The organism is Spirosoma foliorum, from assembly GCF_014117325.1.
GTDB lineage: Bacteria > Bacteroidota > Bacteroidia > Cytophagales > Spirosomataceae > Spirosoma > Spirosoma foliorum.
The window spans coordinates 7,927,617-7,945,114 of sequence record NZ_CP059732.1 but is presented as its reverse complement, the minus strand read 5'-3'; the positions used below and the strand labels follow the sequence as shown (position 1 = coordinate 7,945,114).

General features: G+C 47.4%; 11 protein-coding genes. 3 read left to right on the top strand and 8 right to left on the bottom strand.

Annotated elements, in window-relative coordinates:
• Positions 1-83 precede the first annotated feature (83 nt).
• Complete coding sequence (locus H3H32_RS33550; protein ID WP_182460064.1) at positions 84-1,430, bottom strand: D-arabinono-1,4-lactone oxidase; 1,347 nt, start codon at positions 1,428-1,430, stop codon at positions 84-86.
• Positions 1,431-1,507: 77 nt separating this feature from the next.
• Between H3H32_RS33550 and glpK the strand changes: the two genes are divergently transcribed.
• Complete coding sequence (gene glpK / locus H3H32_RS33545; protein WP_182460063.1) at positions 1,508-3,013, top strand: glycerol kinase GlpK; 1,506 nt, start codon at positions 1,508-1,510, stop codon at positions 3,011-3,013.
• 67 nt (positions 3,014-3,080) lie between these two features.
• Here glpK and H3H32_RS33540 read toward each other — a convergent pair whose 3' ends face one another.
• The 3 genes from H3H32_RS33540 to H3H32_RS33535 all read right to left on the bottom strand — a co-directional run bounded on the left by H3H32_RS33540 (position 3,081) and on the right by H3H32_RS33535 (position 4,689).
• On the bottom strand, positions 3,081-3,947 hold the full coding sequence (locus H3H32_RS33540) for a mechanosensitive ion channel family protein (RefSeq protein WP_240543570.1): 867 nt from the start codon (positions 3,945-3,947) through the stop codon (positions 3,081-3,083).
• The gene (locus tag H3H32_RS37680; protein ID WP_240543569.1) at positions 3,889-4,188 is read right to left on the bottom strand and encodes a hypothetical protein; all 300 of its coding nucleotides are present in this window, start codon (positions 4,186-4,188) and stop codon (positions 3,889-3,891) included. The genes H3H32_RS33540 and H3H32_RS37680 overlap by 59 nt, the downstream gene beginning before the upstream one ends.
• A gap of 75 nt (positions 4,189-4,263) precedes the next feature.
• Complete coding sequence (locus H3H32_RS33535; protein ID WP_182460062.1) at positions 4,264-4,689, bottom strand: lasso peptide biosynthesis B2 protein; 426 nt, start codon at positions 4,687-4,689, stop codon at positions 4,264-4,266.
• Between the two features lie 467 nt (positions 4,690-5,156).
• Here H3H32_RS33535 and H3H32_RS33530 point away from each other — a divergent pair, with 467 nt between their 5' ends.
• Entirely contained in the window at positions 5,157-8,201 is a 3,045-nt protein-coding gene (locus H3H32_RS33530) for a DUF5689 domain-containing protein (protein WP_182460061.1), read from the top strand.
• Positions 8,202-8,453: 252 nt separating this feature from the next.
• Entirely contained in the window at positions 8,454-9,518 is a 1,065-nt protein-coding gene (locus tag H3H32_RS33525) for a T9SS type A sorting domain-containing protein (RefSeq protein ID WP_182460060.1), read from the top strand.
• 25 nt (positions 9,519-9,543) lie between these two features.
• Here the strand turns inward: H3H32_RS33525 and H3H32_RS33520 are convergent, their stop codons facing one another.
• The 4 genes from H3H32_RS33520 to H3H32_RS33505 form a co-directional block, all read right to left on the bottom strand.
• Positions 9,544-11,010 (bottom strand): DUF1501 domain-containing protein, encoded by a 1,467-nt coding sequence (locus tag H3H32_RS33520; protein WP_182460059.1) that lies wholly within the window; start codon positions 11,008-11,010, stop codon positions 9,544-9,546.
• A gap of 5 nt (positions 11,011-11,015) precedes the next feature.
• The gene (locus H3H32_RS33515; protein ID WP_182460058.1) at positions 11,016-14,495 is read right to left on the bottom strand and encodes a DUF1553 domain-containing protein; all 3,480 of its coding nucleotides are present in this window, start codon (positions 14,493-14,495) and stop codon (positions 11,016-11,018) included.
• Between the two features lie 214 nt (positions 14,496-14,709).
• Positions 14,710-16,236 carry a c-type cytochrome domain-containing protein gene (locus H3H32_RS33510; RefSeq protein WP_182460057.1) on the bottom strand — a complete coding sequence of 509 codons (1,527 nt, stop codon included), beginning with the start codon at positions 16,234-16,236 and terminating at the stop codon, positions 14,710-14,712.
• A gap of 13 nt (positions 16,237-16,249) precedes the next feature.
• Entirely contained in the window at positions 16,250-17,320 is a 1,071-nt protein-coding gene (locus H3H32_RS33505; protein ID WP_182460056.1) for an NHL repeat-containing protein, read from the bottom strand.
• Between the last annotated feature and the right edge of the window lie 178 nt (positions 17,321-17,498).

Here is a 17,498-nt window from a genome sequence, read left to right as displayed (position 1 = left end):
AATGAATAATGGATAATGTACAATGAATAATGAGAACGCCCTATCCATCATTATTCATTGTACATTATCCATTATTCATTAGTCTAACTTCCAAACAGATTCGTATCAAGAAACGCATTCCGGAATTTCCCTTGCGGATCGTATTCCTTCATGAGCTGCTTAAACTCCGGTAATTTTTCGTAGCGTGACTGTAATTGGGCTGGTGCCAGTGTAAACAATTTCCCCCAGTGCGGACGAGCTTTAAACGGAGCCAATTCTTTCTCGATCATCGGTAGCACTTTTTTGACCGAAGCCCAATCCTGTTTCCAGGTAAAGTGAATGGCCAGACTTGGCTGTTTGTAACAGGGACTCATCCAGAAATTATCGGCGTCGATGGTACGTAGTTCCGTAATCATCAAATGCGGGCTGATGTGCGCGTTTAGCTTTTCAACCGCCAGAATAGCCTCGACTGCGTTCTTCCGCGGAACGAAATATTCCGATTGCAGTTCCTTCCCACTGCTAGGTGTGAAACCCATGCGAAAGTGCGGTAAGCGTTCATACCAGGGACCCGGTACGCCCATTTGCTCGGTACAATTGACCGCTGACAGTTCGGCAATGGGGTGAAGGTTTTTCGTGGCGCGTTTGGCACCGTAAAACTCCGGCTTAGCGTCAAACGTCTTCCCTTTCTCAATGCGGCTTTTTATCCAGACCTCATTAATGCGTTTCTTTTGCCAATCGGTAAATAGACTCACGCTGTAGCCAGCCGACACAATGGCCTCAAAATGTTGCTGAAGCTGCGCTAATGGCAGATTTTCATAGACATCTTGACGCATCATAAACGTCGGCTGAATGTCGAGCGTGACTTTTGTAACAACGCCCAGAGCACCCAGGTGCACAACGGCCGCTCGGAAAGTTTCGCCATCTTTAGCCCGCGATAACGTGCGAACTTCGCCTTTAGCCGTTACGATTTCCATAGCGGCAACTGCCGTAGAAAGGTTACCATTCTTTACGCCCGAACCGTGCGTTGCGGTGGCACAGGCACCTGCAATGGAGATGTGAGGCAACGAAGCCAAGTTATGCAAAGCGAACCCTTTTTTATCGAGATAGGGAGCCAATTGGCCATATTTCATTGTGGCATCGACTGTTACGGTATGCACTTTGGTATCCAGCGAAATAACGTCGTCCATTTCACCCAGCGAAATAAGGTTGTCCTTACTGTCGGCAATGCCATTGAAACAGTGGCGCGTACCGAGTACCTTCAGCTTAGGGTATTTTTTCACCAATTCCTGAACCTGTGGAATCGACTTGGCTTTATATAGTTTATCGGTACTATACTGGTAATTACCTGCCCAGTTTTTGAGTTTATCATCTGCTGCCCAACTCGTTAGTGGAGCTAATATAGGTGTTGCCATTAATGCGGAGGATAATTTCAGAAAGGTCCTTTTTTTCATTGGCATAGGGTTTTTCGCTAAACTAATTGGATAATTTGACAATATTACGTTCCAAAACGAATATCCCTAAATACCTTATGCCTACCTACGTAGCCGCCATTGACCAGGGAACAACCAGTACCCGCTGTATCGTATTCGACCGACAGGGCCAGATTGTTTCTGTGGCGCAGAAAGAACATAAACAAATTTACCCACAACCGGGCTGGGTCGAGCACGATCCTGAAGAAATCTGGCGAAATACGCTTGAGGTTGTTGCCTTGGCTCGTATCAAAGGCAAGCTTTCCGTACAGGACATTGCCGCTATTGGTATCACTAACCAACGCGAAACTACGGTTGTCTGGAATCGAAAAACAGGTAAACCTTACTACAATGCGATCGTCTGGCAGGACATGCGAACGGCTGATTTAGTCGCTCAATTCTCAACGAATGGAGGCCAGGATCGTTTTCGGGCGCAAACGGGCCTGCCACTGGCAACCTATTTTAGTGGACTAAAACTCAAATGGCTCTTAGACAATGTGCCGGGCCTTCGAGCTGACGCCGAACGGGGTGATGCCCTCTTTGGCAATATGGACACCTTTGTCGTCTGGAATCTGACCGGGGGTCCACATGGTGGTTTACACCTGACTGATGTGACGAACGCTAGCCGAACTCAGTTAATGAATCTCAAAACCCTCGATTGGGACGATTCACTACTCACTGACTTTACCGTGCCACGCGCCATGCTTCCACAAATTCGGCCCAGTAGTGAGGTATATGGCAATGTGACTTCAGAGGTGTTACCGGGCGTCCCCATCGCAGGTATTCTCGGTGATCAGCAGGCGGCTTTGGTTGGACAAACCTGCTTTGAGCCAGGACAAGCCAAAAACACCTACGGTACCGGTTGCTTCCTCCTCATGAATACAGGCACCGAACTCCGTGAATCAACTTACGGCTTACTGACCACCGTGGCCTATCAGTTCCAGAACGAGCCTGTTCGCTATGCACTTGAGGGTAGTGTCGCCATTACAGGGGCACTTGTGCAGTGGCTTCGCGATAATTTGGGCATTATTAAGAAGAGCACAGATATTGAAACACTCGCCCGCTCGGTAGATGATAATGGAGGTGCCTATTTTGTGCCTGCTTTCTCGGGTCTATATGCGCCCCACTGGAAAGCCGATGCCCGTGGTGTTATTGCCGGATTGACGCGCTTCGTGACCAAAGGCCATCTAGCCCGTGCCGTTTTAGAAGCCACTGCTTATCAGACGGTTGATGTTGTCCGGGCGATGGAGCAGGACGCAGGTGTTTCGCTTAAATCGCTTCGTGTGGATGGGGGTATGGTGGTCAACTCACTCCTGATGCAGTTTCAATCCGATGTTCTGAATGGTCCCGTCGTTTGTCCGCAAATGACCGAAACCACTGCACTCGGTGCCGCTTATGCCGCTGGACTAGCTGTAGGATACTGGCAAAATCTGGAAGACTTACGTCAGAACTGGGGCATCGCCAAAACCTATGAACCCGACATGGACGAAGCCCAACGGGCAAAACTCATGCGGGGCTGGCAAAAAGCCATCGAGCGATCGTTTGGCTGGGAAGAAAACAATTGATGTATGAAGTAAGATATAGTATGTATGATGTTGACTGACGCGAAAGCCATACATCCTACATCCTATATCACACATCTTTCTTCAGCTCCTCGGCTAGTACCAGGCGTGTTTGTGGTAGGTTTTGTGGGTATTCATCCCGAATGAATTCGATTAGCTGTTCGCGCATATGGCAGCGTAGATCAAAAGCTGATGGTGCATCTGGCGCTGATACTAATATGCGTATCTGAATACAAGTTGGCGTGGTATCGGTCACCTGAACGGCAAACGCATCGCCCGTCCATAGTGGGTCGTTTTCGGCAATCTTTCGAGCTTGCGCCCGAATTTTATCGACAGGAACGTTATAATCCAGATAGAGAAAAACTGACCCAACAATAGATGCGTCGGAACGAGTCCAGTTCTCAAACGGAGTTTCGACAAAATAGGTAATTGGCAAAATCAACCGACGGCGGTCCCAAAGTCGGACAATCACGCTCGTCATGTTAATTTCTTCGATACGTCCCCATTCTTTTTCGACAACCACGGCGTCATCTAAGCGAATTTGTTGGTTAAAGGCAATCTGAATACCGGCCAGCAAATTGGCGAGTGTTTTCTGTGCCGCAAACCCAATAACAACCGATACAACACCTGCTGAGGTCAGTACACTCAATCCTACTTTTCGACTTCCCTGAAACGAGATAAGCAGCAATGAAGTCCCCAGGATGATCACAACAATCGCAATCATCCGGCGAAAAAACCGAACCTGCGTAACGAACTTTCGTTGCGAAAGATTGACATCTTTCGTGGTATCATATTCATTGATCAGGCGCAATTCGCCAACCTTTAGTAGCTGAATAACCAGCCAGGTAGTGGCAATCAGAAACAGCATTTCGGCTGTTTTATCGGCAACGGGATGCCGACGCAGAAAACGCTCCGATTGTAGATTGGTTGCCAGCAAAAAAAAATAAGGAAGGCACAAATACCCAGAATGCCCAGCGTGCATAAATCTTGAGCAGCCCTAAGGTTCGGAAGGGCCGACGACGCACAATAAATCGAATGACCTGCGTCACCACTAGGTCAACTGCTAGCCCCAGGACAACGGCGGTTATTAATAAAATCCATCCCGACAAATCACGATTGGGAATGTAGCCAAACCAACGGACCACTGCCCGTATCCATAGATCTAATTGTTGCTGCATAGACAATTCTAAATTACGTATAGTCTAAACGGCTCTAGGCTGTTGAGTGTCTTCATTCTGATTACGTTTTGTGGTTTACTGCCACACCCAAAGCGGTTTAAAACTATTGTCGGGCGATTCGCCAATCAGGATTCGCCCGCTTTTCTCGACCCACGCGTGAGCTTCAAAAGTATGCTTTTTCTGAACCCCTACAATTAGCTCAATGCCTTTATCCTTCCTTAAGAAATAAGCCAATGCCAACGCCTGAGGCAAACAAACAGCCGCCAATGGGGTACTTATTTTCTGTATAGCCCAAACCCGCCGACTAATTAATGTATCGGATGTGTTTGCCGATTTATTTACCGTCAGAAGCTTGCCATATAGGGTTCTAAACTGCTGAAACGATAGCAATTTTAGCCCCAGCCGCACTAAAGTCAAAACCATAGCCGTGTGTATGAGCAGTAACTTATCGGTAAGGGTTAAGTTAGAAAACTCTCGCAAGCGTTTCCACCAGTTTTTCATACATCAAGTTGACTAGCCATTCTCAGGAAGCTCTGTTGCTATTTCGTTCCTTACCCAATTTAACTACCTGGTATACTTCGGGCTAATCGATCCTTAAAAGTAAGGGGGAAGAAGCTATTCTCGTCAAAACTCAACTACATTCACTACAACAGGATTGAAATGACTGAGTACTAAGGCCAGTATGCCCCTATTCCTTTTTTGGCAACATACATCTAAAGCGTACTCTTACCTAATTGATTAGTTGGCTGTTATACACTTCGAATGTTTAATTTTTTATAACCTATATTAAAAATCCATATACAGTTATATTATAAATTTTCAATTTAAATAATGTACTTATCAATGAACATAAATAAATAATACAAAGAACGTACCGTTTTCCACTATTGTGCTTTTAATTTATAGACTAAATGTTGACCAATACACTTCTAACTTTATCATCTGTCTTTTATTGACCCATTTTTATTATGTACAGAAAACTACTCTTCGTTCTATCTTTTCTTTTGGTAACGCATGCGCTTCAGGCGCAGGTAACGCTAACGGGTACATCGTACGCCGAAACATTTGATGGCGTGGGCACAAGCCTTCCATCAAGCTGGTCCATTTATACAGGTGCAACCAGCACTACACTAGGCAATACAGCTACTTACGTTTCTGCGGCAACCGCCTGGACATCAACTACGGGAAATTTCAGGAACGTAGCCTCAGGCGACATAGGTACAGGCTCGAACAATACACAGCAGAACGCAGCAACAGACAGAGCTATTGCCATCAGACAAACAGGCTCTTTGGGAGATCCAGGTGCAGCTTTTGCCGTTAAACTAGCCAACACAACTGGTTTTCAAGACTTTAAACTTTCTTTAAAGCTTCAATCGCTTGATGCATCTTCTGCCAGATCTACAACATGGGCTATACAGTATGGTCTGGGGAATTCGCCAACCAGTTTCACAACAGTAGCTACGCAGGCAATTGGTGGTTCTACATTTACCAACAATACGGTAAATTATGAATTTGGTTTCGCGCTCGACAATATTGGGCAGAATGTCTGGATCAGAGTGGTTGCGTTAACGGCTAGTACCGGAAGTGGTAGCCGGGCAACTACGGGTCTTGATGACTTTTCATTAACCTATTCAGCACTGAGTAATAACCCAAGAATTGCCGTTTCGGCCACGTCATTACCAGCGATGGTCTATACGGTTGGTCAAACACCAACGTCAACTACATTCACAACGGCAGGCAAAAATCTTAATCCAGCAACGCCAATTGTTGTTACGCCACCAGCGAATTATGAAGTTTCGACGGATGCCAACTCTGGTTATACCACAAGCCCTCTCGCCCTCACTCCTGCTGGCGATGGCAGTGTAAATCAGACTGTTTATACTCGCTTAGCGTCTGGCCTTTCTTCCGGCGCTTACTCAGGAACCGTTACAGTAGCCACTACAGAGGTAGCTGGTGCGAAATCAATTGCGGTTAGTGGAAACGTATACCCTAGTAGCGGCAGTGGCCCTTGCGGCATTTCTACCGCCATTAGTGCTGTCCGTGGCGCTGCCGATAACGTAACCTTCACTGTTACAGGTCGCGTTACGTCCAACATTGGTACCAACATGTACATCCAGGATGCAACAGGCGGGCTATTACTTTATACGGGTAGTGGTACTACAATAGAAATACCAGAAGTAAGTATTGGCGATGAAGTACAGGTAACAGGTGTAATAACGACCTATCGTACGGATAGAGAATTACAACAATTCACCGGTTGTTTTGTAAAGACAACCTCTAGCAGCATTACGCCAACGTCGACTACCGTTACGGGTACTACTGTCTGTGATCATAAAGGTGAATTAGTCACGCTGCCAAGTGTAACCATCAGTGCGCCCGCTGGAACTGCTTTTACAGGTGGGGCAAACTATACACTTGTTGGTACCAGCACTGTTTTACGAATTCAGAACGGAACCGATCTTGTTAATGCCACCCGCCCTTCTGGCAGCTTCGATCTTACAGGAGTTGTGAGCCTATTTGATAATGTTTGTCAAATATTACCTCGTTCAACAGCTGATGTCCCAGGCTCAACCCCAACTGCAGCTTCCTGCCCAGAAGTAGGAACAGGCGGATCGGGTACTGCCGTTACAGCTACCCTGGATGTTGCCTGGTGGAACGTTGAGTGGTTGGGTAATACGGGCTTTGGTCCTACCAATGAAGCACAACAACAGAGCAATGTTGCTGCACAACTTCAGACCATGAACAAGGATATTTACTGCCTGGAAGAGATTTGTGATCTTACAAAACTGGACGCTATCGTTGCTACGTTAAATGCAGGCACCGGGAAATCCTACACCTATACATGCGGTGCCGATCCAAGTCGCCCTTCGCCAAGACCTGCTATTTATTATTCTCACTGGTTTGATTCTCCTGAAGTACCGGGCGATGCAACTACTTATGCTCAAAAAGTATGTTTTGTATATGATCAGGCTGTAGTTACGAATGTATCGGCTACTCAAATTGTACCAGCTAGTTTAACAGATGCAGGATCGAGCGACTGGGCATCCAACCGTTTCCCTGTGTTAATGAATTGCGATGTGACCATAAATGGTATCAAGAAAAACCTTAAGCTAGTTGGGGTTCACGCCAAGTCGGGCTCCGATAACTCGTCGTATAGCCGTCGTATAGCTGATTTCAATTCTTTAAGGACTTATCTTGACACAAACTATCCGAACGATAATATCATGATTATGGGTGACTATAATGACGACGTTGATCAATCAATCTACATTGATGCCGCGACCAGCGCAACGAATGTTACGTCATTCAGTGCGCTGTCAACATCAGCAAATTATACAGTGGTCACCAAGCAACTAAGTAATTGTAATGTTCCCAGTACGGCTTCTTATCCTGACATCATCGACCATTTGACTGTGTCGAATGAGATTAGCACGAACGGAACATTTACAGCAAGTGGCATCCAATACATAACGAATTCTGTCAATAATGTTCGTCCTGTTACAGGAGGCACCACTACATCTGACCACTATCCGGTAACAGCCCGATTCCTGCTTGCAGCTCCCGATTTGACACCTACGCTCGATCTGCCACAGGCGAATTTCAACACGAATACTACCAATAACTTTGCGGCTTATATTACAGAAGTAGGTGGTAATCTTCCAACCACAGGCAATACGATAATTACAATTACTGCGCCTACGGGCTACACAATTGGCTTCGACAATACGATCAGCAGCATCAATGTGACAGACGGCACTACGAACCTTGCGGTTGATAACACCAAATGGAGCGTTACGAACAATGTATCTAATATCCAGCTAACCCTGACGCTCGCAGTTGGGCAATCTATCGGTGTAAGTGGCAAATCGACGCTTGGCTTTAGTCTCACACGCACGACGGCTAACTCAGGTAGCACGTCAAGCGTTACGGTTAATGTCAGCAATGATGCTACACAGGCGTACGATAGTAACATAACCAATAACGTATATTCCCGTATTATCAGCGGCCTGTAAGTTCAGGCGTTATTTCTCGTACACAAAACAAGCAGGCCGATCGTCTTAGAGATGATCGGCCTACTTGTTTGTATGACGCCTATTTCATGAATCTTTATTCGTCTATATCTTTTGCCAGCCCTCCAATAAAAGGTGAATTTAATAACCCCAAAATGTACCTACAATTTCCAAATAAATATACTTACTTTGTAAACGAAATTTACTAGTAAGTATATGATAAAATTACTACTAATCCTGCTACATCTATGTTCTTTGGCAAGTTTCGCCCAAGTTGCCACCTACACCTTCACAAGTTCAGATCCTGGGAATCAGACTTCCAAAGCCGTCACCTCTAAAGATGCGAACATTACAGCTTCAGATATTACGCGTGGAGCAGGAATAAGCCCTGTCACAACCATAAGCAGTATTAATTCTTCCGACTGGAATAGTTCGACACAAAACGCAACGGATTACTATGAATTTACGCTAACCCCTAATACGGGTTATCAACTGAATTTGACGGGTTTAAATCTGACTGAGCGCAGATCAAACACTGGTCCAACGACTTACCTAATCGCTTACAGCATTGCAGGAGGCAGTGAAACCACGGTATCTACAGGGCCATTGTCCGGTACTGTAGATGCTGCCCTTAACATCAGTTTGAGCATACAAACGGCACAGTCGATTCGATTCCGAATCTATGCCTGGGGAGCGACTAGCAACTCAGGAACCTTCAGACTCAATAATTCATTAACCGTTACTGGAGCAGCCCCACTTCCAGTCAAACTTATTGGATTCTCTGGTCAATCCATTGATAATTCTGCTGTCTTAAACTGGTCGACAGGTTGGGAGGTGAGAAACGCAGGGTTTGATATTCTACGAAGCAGCACAATCAGCAACTTCGAAAAAGTGGGTTTTGTGAAAGGAAGTGTGAGTACGCAGGAGGTGTCTGTCTATTCATTTACTGATCCAAATGTTCAAAATGGACAAGTGTATTATTATCGACTCAAGCAAAATAATGAAGACGGCAGCTCAGAACTATCGAACATTATTGCTGTACGTATTCGATCTGATATGAGTCTGTCAACTGCAATTCCAGTTGTTTACCCCAACCCAAATCAAGGTAGTTTTTCCCTTTCAACACAGGGGCTTGATATCACTAAAGTTAGCCTTTATAACGCTGGCGGGGTTGAAATTCCGATCACAGTCAATACCACAAAAGACTCTAGCACGCTAACTATTGAGGTTACTGCACCAATAGCGAGTGGTCTTTATATTCTGCGGTTCCAGACAGCCGATGGCGCGCATCAACCAGCTGTCAAAGTCCTGATTAAGTGACACTTTTAGTAATGCCGAAAGATCATTAAGCCAACAACGGTTTTACTACGTTGCCATGTACATCGGTTAGGCGATAACGCCGTCCCTGGCTTTTAAACGTCAGTTTTTCGTGATCAACACCGAGCAGATGCAGGATAGTTGCCTGGAAGTCATGCACGTGAACAGGCTCCTTGACCACGTTATAACCAAAGTCGTCCGTTTCGCCATAAACCATGCCTTTCTTGACGCCAGCCCCAGCCATCCAAACCGAAAACGCACGTGGATGGTGGTCTCGACCGTAGTTATCGCGAGTCAGCTTTCCTTGTGAATACGCTCCGCGGCCAAATTCTCCGCCCCAAATCACGAGCGTGTCATCGAGCAAACCGCGCTGCTTCAGGTCCTGAATAAGCGCAGCGGAAGGTTGGTCAACGCTCTTCGCCTGGATCTTAATATCGTTAGGTAGGTTTCCGTGCTGATCCCACCCCTGATGGTACAATTGCACGAATTTCACATCCTTTTCAACGAGCTTTCTGGCCAGCACACAGTTAGCCGCAAACGTCCCCGGCTTCCGACTGTCGGGGCCATACATATCGAAAATGTAATCGGGCTCCTTCGAAATATCGAGGGTTTCCGGAACGGATGTTTGCATTCGATAGGCCATTTCGTACTGTGCCATCCGACTATTGATTTCGGGGTCCAATACGTGCTTAAATTGCTCTTGATGCAGTTTTCCCAGATAATCGAGCATCCGCCGACGACTGGATTTATCAATACCCGGCGGGTTATTGAGGTAATAAACCGGGTCGGGTCCCGAACGAAACACTACTCCTTGATGCACAGACGGCAGAAAGCCATTACTCCAGAGCTTAGCATACAACGGCTGATCACCATCACGACCTTTGGAAAGAAGCACTACGAACGAAGGCAAATTCTGATTATCCGAGCCTAATCCATAACTAACCCAGGAGCCCAACGAAGGTCGACCAGCTTGCTGACTTCCTGTTTGAAAGAACGTTACGGCGGGGTCGTGGTTAATGGCTTCGGTATGTAACGAACGGACAAAAGTCAGGTCATTGGCGATACGTGCCGTATGGGGTAGCAATTCACTAATCCACATCTGACTAGGTCCATACTGGGCAAATTTATATTTCGATGCGGCCAGTGGAAACCGGCTCTGGCCTGCACTCATGCCCGTCAGCCGTTGTCCGTTCCGCACCGATGCAGGCAAATCCTGCCCCCACATGGCTTCGAGCTTCGGTTTGTAATCGAATAACTCTAATTGGGAAGGAGCCCCACTCTGGAACAAATAAATGACTCGCTTTACTTTCGGTGGGAAGTGTGGTTTTCCAACAGCCGGATTTTCGCCCGGCGAGTCCACGCCGGGGCCAGTACCGCCAAATAGATTCGTTGGATTCAATAACGAAGCCAGGGCAATTGTGCCTAAACCCGCGCTAGCCTGGCCCAGAAAATTCCGGCGGCTAAGCTGGTCGTGAAGTTGATCCTGAATATCCATAGCCCCTACCGTTTTATGATTGCTTCATCAAAATTCATTATTGTACTGGTCACTACTGTCCAGGCAGCTAATTCGACTGGATTGAGCTTTTGGTCAACCGGGTACTCTCCTACTGAGAGCAGCTCTGTTGCTCGTTTCGGATTCTGTTTAAAATCGGCCAGTTCGTCCGCATAAAGCTGCTCCATCAGCGCTAGTTCTTCGGGTCGGGCTGGCCGACTGATCACGGATTTAAAAATCTCGTTGATCGTTTGCTTACCCTGTTTCCACGCCCCTTTTCCTCCTTCTCTTTGGGCCAATACGCGGGCAGCTTCTACAAACTGTGGGTCATTTAGCGTAACGAGTGCCTGCAAAGGCGTACTCGTTTTCTGGCGCTTCACAATACACGTATGTCGTTCAGCCGCATCGAAATTGAGCATCATTGGGGCAGGCGACGACCGTTTCCAGATCGTATACATCGACCGGCGGTACAAACTATCGCCATGATCCTGTTCGTATTTAACTGCATTTCGGGTAGCCAGTGCTTCCCAGATACCCGACGGTTGATAAGGCAAAACACTCGGCCCGCCAATTCGTTGCGTCAGGAGACCACTTGCCATTAAGGCATTGTCACGAACTTGTTCGGCCGACATTCGGTAACTAGGCCCACGCGTAAGGAACATATTTTCGGGGTCGGTTTCCCGCGCTTTTTCGGGCACTGCGGATGCCTGCCGGTACGTGGCCGACATGACAATCAGCTTGTGCATTGCCTTCGCATTCCAGGCATCGGGCGTGCCTTCTTCACCACGGAATTTAACGGCCAGATAGTCCAGCAATTCTGGATGACTCGGCAAGGCACCTTGGTTGCCAAAATCATCACTGTTTTTAGCTAATCCCTGGCCAAAATACTGCTGCCACATCCGGTTCACCATAACCCGGCTGAACAATGGATTTTTGTCAGACAAAAGCCATTTCGCCAGACCAAGCCGATTCTTTGGCGTTTCATCATCCATTGGATTTAGGCTATGCAAAACGGCGGGCGTCACTACTTCGGCGGGGGCATCGTAAGCACCCCGTTTCAACAAATGTGTTTCGCGTGGCACCGACCGTTCCTGCATAATCATGAGCTGATCAGAATTGGTGTACAGCATAAGCTGCTCACCCCGTAGCTTCATGGCTTTAGCGTAATCGGCTCGATAAACGGGGTCGTGGTTTGTCACATAGTATGTGTACAACCCCGTTCGCTGAGCGGGCGTCCGGTTGGTAACAGGCGTTTTGAGGGCTATGCCCAAGGCATCTGGTTGTCCCGCTAAGGCAGGCATTTCGAGCGGGGTCAGGCAACGTTTGTAGATACGAAGTTCGTCTACGGCAAAATCCTTGTAGAAGTTATCGTGCATCCGACCCACATAAAAGTTATGCTGGGCCCAATGGGTCAGGTTTCGGCCGTAAACCATACTATGAATCAGGTTATCGGCAATTACATTGGTACGTACAGGTCGACCATTTATATATACAGTGATGCCTTTTGCCTGCCCCGTTCCATCGTAGGCAAACGCAACCTGAAACCACTGATGTACAGGCACTTTATCAATCGTTTCGATGTCGATGGCATTGGCAGGCCAAACGTGACTAAACGCCAGTTTCAATCGTCCATCAGCCAGTAAATCAAGTTGATAGCCGCGCTGACCATCCATTGGGCCAGTTGTACGTCCTAGTAGTGTAAGAGCCATACCCGGTTTCGCTAGGTTAAACCAGCTACTAATGGTAAACGGCTCGTTTTGCTCAAAAGCACCGAATTTGTTGGGCAACTCAATGTAGCTATCACCGCCCAGATAGCGTGCTTTGCCAAATCGTCCCGGCACCGAGTACGCTACTTTATCGGGATCGCCCCCTAGGCGAGCAGGCAGGGTATCATTTACCGAATTGGCAAACGCATTACGAGGGTCTTTCCAGAGTTCTTCTTTAGTTTTTCGCTTTGGTGGCTCTTTCTTCTCCGCTACGTTAACTTCTGGCTTTTTAAGTTTCGCCCGCGCTTCCTCTTCTTTCTTTTTCTGCGCGTCCTCCAACTTCCGTTTTTCGTTCTGCGCTTTAACAAATGCACTAATATCAGTCCGATCAGCCTCATCGAATGTATAATGCGCCAACAAGCCCGAATCAATGGTGGATATTGAATGAGTCTTGGCTAACCACTGGCCAAAGCGTTGCTGATAGTCGGGCCGATTCGGATTTAGTTTTTGTTCAAGGGGAGTAAGCTGTTCGCGGATAAATTTCAGTTTGGCATCTGTTTCAGGCTTTGTCAGCGTGATGGTTGGGGCTGCTTCACCATTGTATGGAATCTGGCCTCTCTCGTTGTTGCTATTGAAAAAGGCAAACAGCGAATAGTAATCTTTCTGGCTGATTGGGTCGTATTTATGGTCGTGGCAACGGGCGCACTCCACTGTCAACCCAAGCATCGCTTTCCCAAATGTATTGGTTCGGTCGGCGACATACTCTACCCGATATTCTTCATCGACAATACCCCCTTCCTGGCTTTGTTGGTGATTTCGGTTGAAGGCTGTTGCAATCAGTTTTTCTTTCCAATCGGTCGATGCTTTCAGATTGGGCAGTAAATCGCCTGCCAACTGCCAGGTTATGAATCGATCAAATGACAGGTTATGGTTATAGGCCCGAATGACCCAATCGCGATAAGGCCAAATGGTTCGTAAGCCATCGTCCTGATAACCGTCTGTATCGGCATAGCGAGCCACGTCGAGCCACTCAACCGCCTGACGCTCCCCATAATGAGGGCTTCTTAGCAAGCGATTGACAACCTTTTCGTAGGCATTTGGGGATTTATCGGCCAGAAAAGCATCGACTTCGGCAGGTGTTGGTGGCAACCCCGTTAGGTCAAGACTCACACGGCGGAGTAAGGTTGTCTTATCGGCTTCAGGGGCGTGCGATAAGCCTTTCGCTTCCTGTTTAACCAGAACAAATCTGTCGATGTCATTTTTCACCCACTTTTCATCCTTCACTTTCGGAATCTCCGGCAAGGTTGGGGCAATGAGCGACCAGTGTTCTTTATACTCCGCCCCCTGCTCAACCCAGCGAATAAGGATCGCCTTTTCTTCTGTGGTTAGCGTCAGGTTCGATTTTGGCGTCGGCATCATCACATCGGGATCGGTGCTAATGATGCGATTGACCAGTTCACTTTTGGCTAAATTACCCGGCACAATAGCTGTATGACCACTTTTCGCTAATGCTTCATAGGCACCCTCAGGCGTATCTAAGCGCAGACCTGCCTGTTGTTTCGCTTTGTCGGGACCGTGACAGGCAAAACAACGATCTGATAAAATCGGCTTAACATGCAGATTGTAATCAACTTTTTCAGGAAGACTTGCCTCAACAGCAACAATCTCGGCTGGTTTTTCAACGGAACTATGACAGGCCGTCAACCAGACAGACGCGCCGAATAGACCAGCCGTTACGCTTAGGAGAGTATATCGAAGCCGTATGTCAGACCAGACGTGCATAGAGTGAGTCGCAGAATCGGAAAACTGATTGACAATGAAATGATTTTACAAAAATAACGCCGAAACGCCCATAAAAATCATACTATATTTTCCCGTTGTCAGGCTATTTTGCTTATTCTTAGTTGTGGTGTCGGGTTCTCAAACCCGGCACTGTTGCTGACGCGAAATGTCGGGTTTGAGAACCCGACACCACATGCAATTCGATACCAAAGTTCTACTTCTTGGCTTCACTCGACTTCGCTTCAACAGCCGTTGCTTTAGCCAATTCGGCAGCTTCTTTTTCACTGATACCTCCAATAACCTCAAGTTTCGGCATAGCCTTTTTCAGATTGGCAATACCTTGTTCTGTCACTTTGGTTTGCCAGAGATAAATGGTTTTCAGGCTTTTAAAACTCGCCAAATCAGCTAAACCAGCATCAGTTACTCCCGTTCCGTAGAGGTTCAGGTATTCGAGGTACTCCAGCCCTTTGAGTTGTTTCAGTCCCGCATCGGTCACTTTCGTCTGCTCCAGATGTAGCTTCTGGAGATTTTTGAGCCTGGCTACCTGCGCCAGAGTTGCATCCGTAATTTCGGTATCGCCTAATTTTAACCAGACAATCTGGCTGCTCAGTTTGGGCAGCAACTGGGCCTGTGTATCATTGAACGTACGGGCATTAACCGCACTCACTTCCAATTGATTTTGCTCTTTCGAGAGGGGAAGCACTAACAGCCCGGCTTTCTTTAACTCATCAATGAGCTTCGGATCAGCCGCAGCCATCTTCATGGTTAGAACAGGGGATTCGGGAGCCGGTCCCGTAGTACCATTCGACTTGCCCGTTTCAAGTGGGCCACCACCGCCTAATGAGGCTAACACTGGCCGAATGGCGTCGTTGACTTTCACGTCCGACACTTTTTTGTCGAAGGGCGCGCCCTGATCAATCCACCACGTCAACAAGGCGATCTGGCCTTCTTCCAATTGTGTTTTGCCTTTAGGAGGCATATGATGGTCATCGTCTTCAGGAAGCAGGCAGACCTTTATCAGATCACTGGCACTGCCTTTTCCGGCCACGAATACTGGTCCATCTTCCGACCCTTTCTTGATCATATCGGGCGTATCCAGTCGCAAGCCCGCTTTCGATTTGTCGGCATTGTGGCATTGCACACAACGACTGTGTAGAATCGGATTGACAATTTGCTGGTAAACCATTGCCTGATTCACATCCGTGATTGGCTCCACTTTCAACGCTGGCGTCTTCGCCGGAACACCAGCCAGTGTTCGGATTGGCCCTGGCATGTATTGCGTCAGATAATCAGAGCCGTGTGTCAGGTTTCCACCAAGATGGCCAGTCGACAATAATAAAATCAGCGCGATACCTAATGCAGGCAGGTACAGAAGTTGCGAAAACGATAAAATGCGCCCGAGATTCTCAGATTTGACACCCCATGCTACCCAGGCAAAAACAGCCACGCCAATGCCTTGCCACATGTGCGAGTCCAGCGTTTCGCCGTCGTAGCCTCCACCTAACGATAGCATATAGCCAAGCAGGCAAGCCATCGTAGCGCTTACTGCCGACCAGAACAAAATCAGGGTGATGGTATGCTGACTTACTGAGTTACGCCGGGTCAATCGGTCCAGTTCAAGAAGCCCGGCAATTAACAGGAAACCAATAGGTAAATGAACAATGAGTGGATGAAAATGGCCCCAAAACAACACCCAATCGGATGGTTGTGCTGTGGCCTGCACTAAAATCAGGTTAGTCATAATCGGGCTACACTTAGGCTACTCGCTCTAATTTAATAGGATATGTTTTTTTAGATGCCCACTGAGCCACATAAATGCTGTCGTCGCCATCGATCAGCACATCGTGCGGGTGCAGGAAGGCGTTAAGCGTATTGTCTTTGCGTTGTTCACCAAGTTTACCGTTTTGATAAATTGGTTCCGTGCCCCCTGGCGTTGAAATGACCCGATCATTTTTGTCCAAAATTGTGATATAGCCCGAATCAGGATAGGCATCGGACGTGCTACGAAACACAGCTCCATAGATATTTTCGCCATGTATAACCGGGCGGCAAATGTATGAACCGGGCAACGCAATCGTCGACAGGTATTTACCATCCAGTGTAAAGCGTTTCAGTGCATTATGTCGTCGATCCGTAACCAGAAGTGTTGGATTAGACGCCACCCGCCGATCAACCGTAATACCGTGGCAGCAGTCGAAGGTTTCGTTGGTCTCTCCTTTTCCACCCCAATAGCGAACGAGTTTACCCGATTTATCAAACTGGGTTACGTAGTTGAGTCCGTAGCCGTCTACAACATAGATGTCGCCATTAGCTGGATTAACAGCCGTTTCGGTTGGTTTGAATTGAGTTGGGTAGTCATATTTCCCGGTTTCTTTCGGGTATTCGATCTTCATCAACTCTCGTCCTTTCAAGTCGGTTTTAATAACCTGATGGCGATCCGTATCTGTAATAAGCAAGTATTGATCGTTGCCCTCGCCCCCAAGCGTCAGACCATGCCCACCTGGATAGTCGTGCCCCCATGTTTCGAGTAACTTTCCGGACTTATCGTAGATGAGAATATTATTTTTCGTCTCGTTGGTCAGCAGAATGATTCGTCCTTTGGCATCCAGAGCCATCTCGTGGCAGTCATTCACCGGATTTTTTCCTGCATCCAACACGCCCCAACCCGGTACAACCCGGTAGCGGAAGCCATTGTGGCCAAGAATAGCTGGTTCGGCAGCTTGTCCAAACGACTTAGCAGATAAACCGGCCGGAATCGCAAGTCCAGCCGCTGTAATCAATGAGGTTTGCCGCACAAACGACCGGCGCGATAAGAAAGAAGCCATAGAGTAGTAGAGCGTTTCGTAAAAAAGGGAAGAGTACGTAAACTTTACTGCAATTAGGTCTACTCTATATCACTAGAAAGGTACTATCCAGACAACGTGTTGAGGGCAACAAAAATCGGTAGCCTGCCAGTCAACTTATCGTTCAACTAGCAGGCTTCCGATTTTACAGATTATTTGA

Coding starts and splice junctions, on each gene's coding strand:
- H3H32_RS33550 (WP_182460064.1), bottom strand. CDS start 1,430: ATGAAAAAAAGGACCTTTCTGAAATTATCCTCCGCATTAATGGCAACA.
- glpK (WP_182460063.1), top strand. CDS start 1,508: ATGCCTACCTACGTAGCCGCCATTGACCAGGGAACAACCAGTACCCGC.
- H3H32_RS37680 (WP_240543569.1), bottom strand. CDS start 4,188: ATGCAGCAACAATTAGATCTATGGATACGGGCAGTGGTCCGTTGGTTT.
- H3H32_RS33535 (WP_182460062.1), bottom strand. CDS start 4,689: ATGAAAAACTGGTGGAAACGCTTGCGAGAGTTTTCTAACTTAACCCTT.
- H3H32_RS33530 (WP_182460061.1), top strand. CDS start 5,157: ATGTACAGAAAACTACTCTTCGTTCTATCTTTTCTTTTGGTAACGCAT.
- H3H32_RS33520 (WP_182460059.1), bottom strand. CDS start 11,010: ATGGATATTCAGGATCAACTTCACGACCAGCTTAGCCGCCGGAATTTT.
- H3H32_RS33515 (WP_182460058.1), bottom strand. CDS start 14,495: ATGCACGTCTGGTCTGACATACGGCTTCGATATACTCTCCTAAGCGTA.
- H3H32_RS33510 (WP_182460057.1), bottom strand. CDS start 16,236: ATGACTAACCTGATTTTAGTGCAGGCCACAGCACAACCATCCGATTGG.
- H3H32_RS33505 (WP_182460056.1), bottom strand. CDS start 17,320: ATGGCTTCTTTCTTATCGCGCCGGTCGTTTGTGCGGCAAACCTCATTG.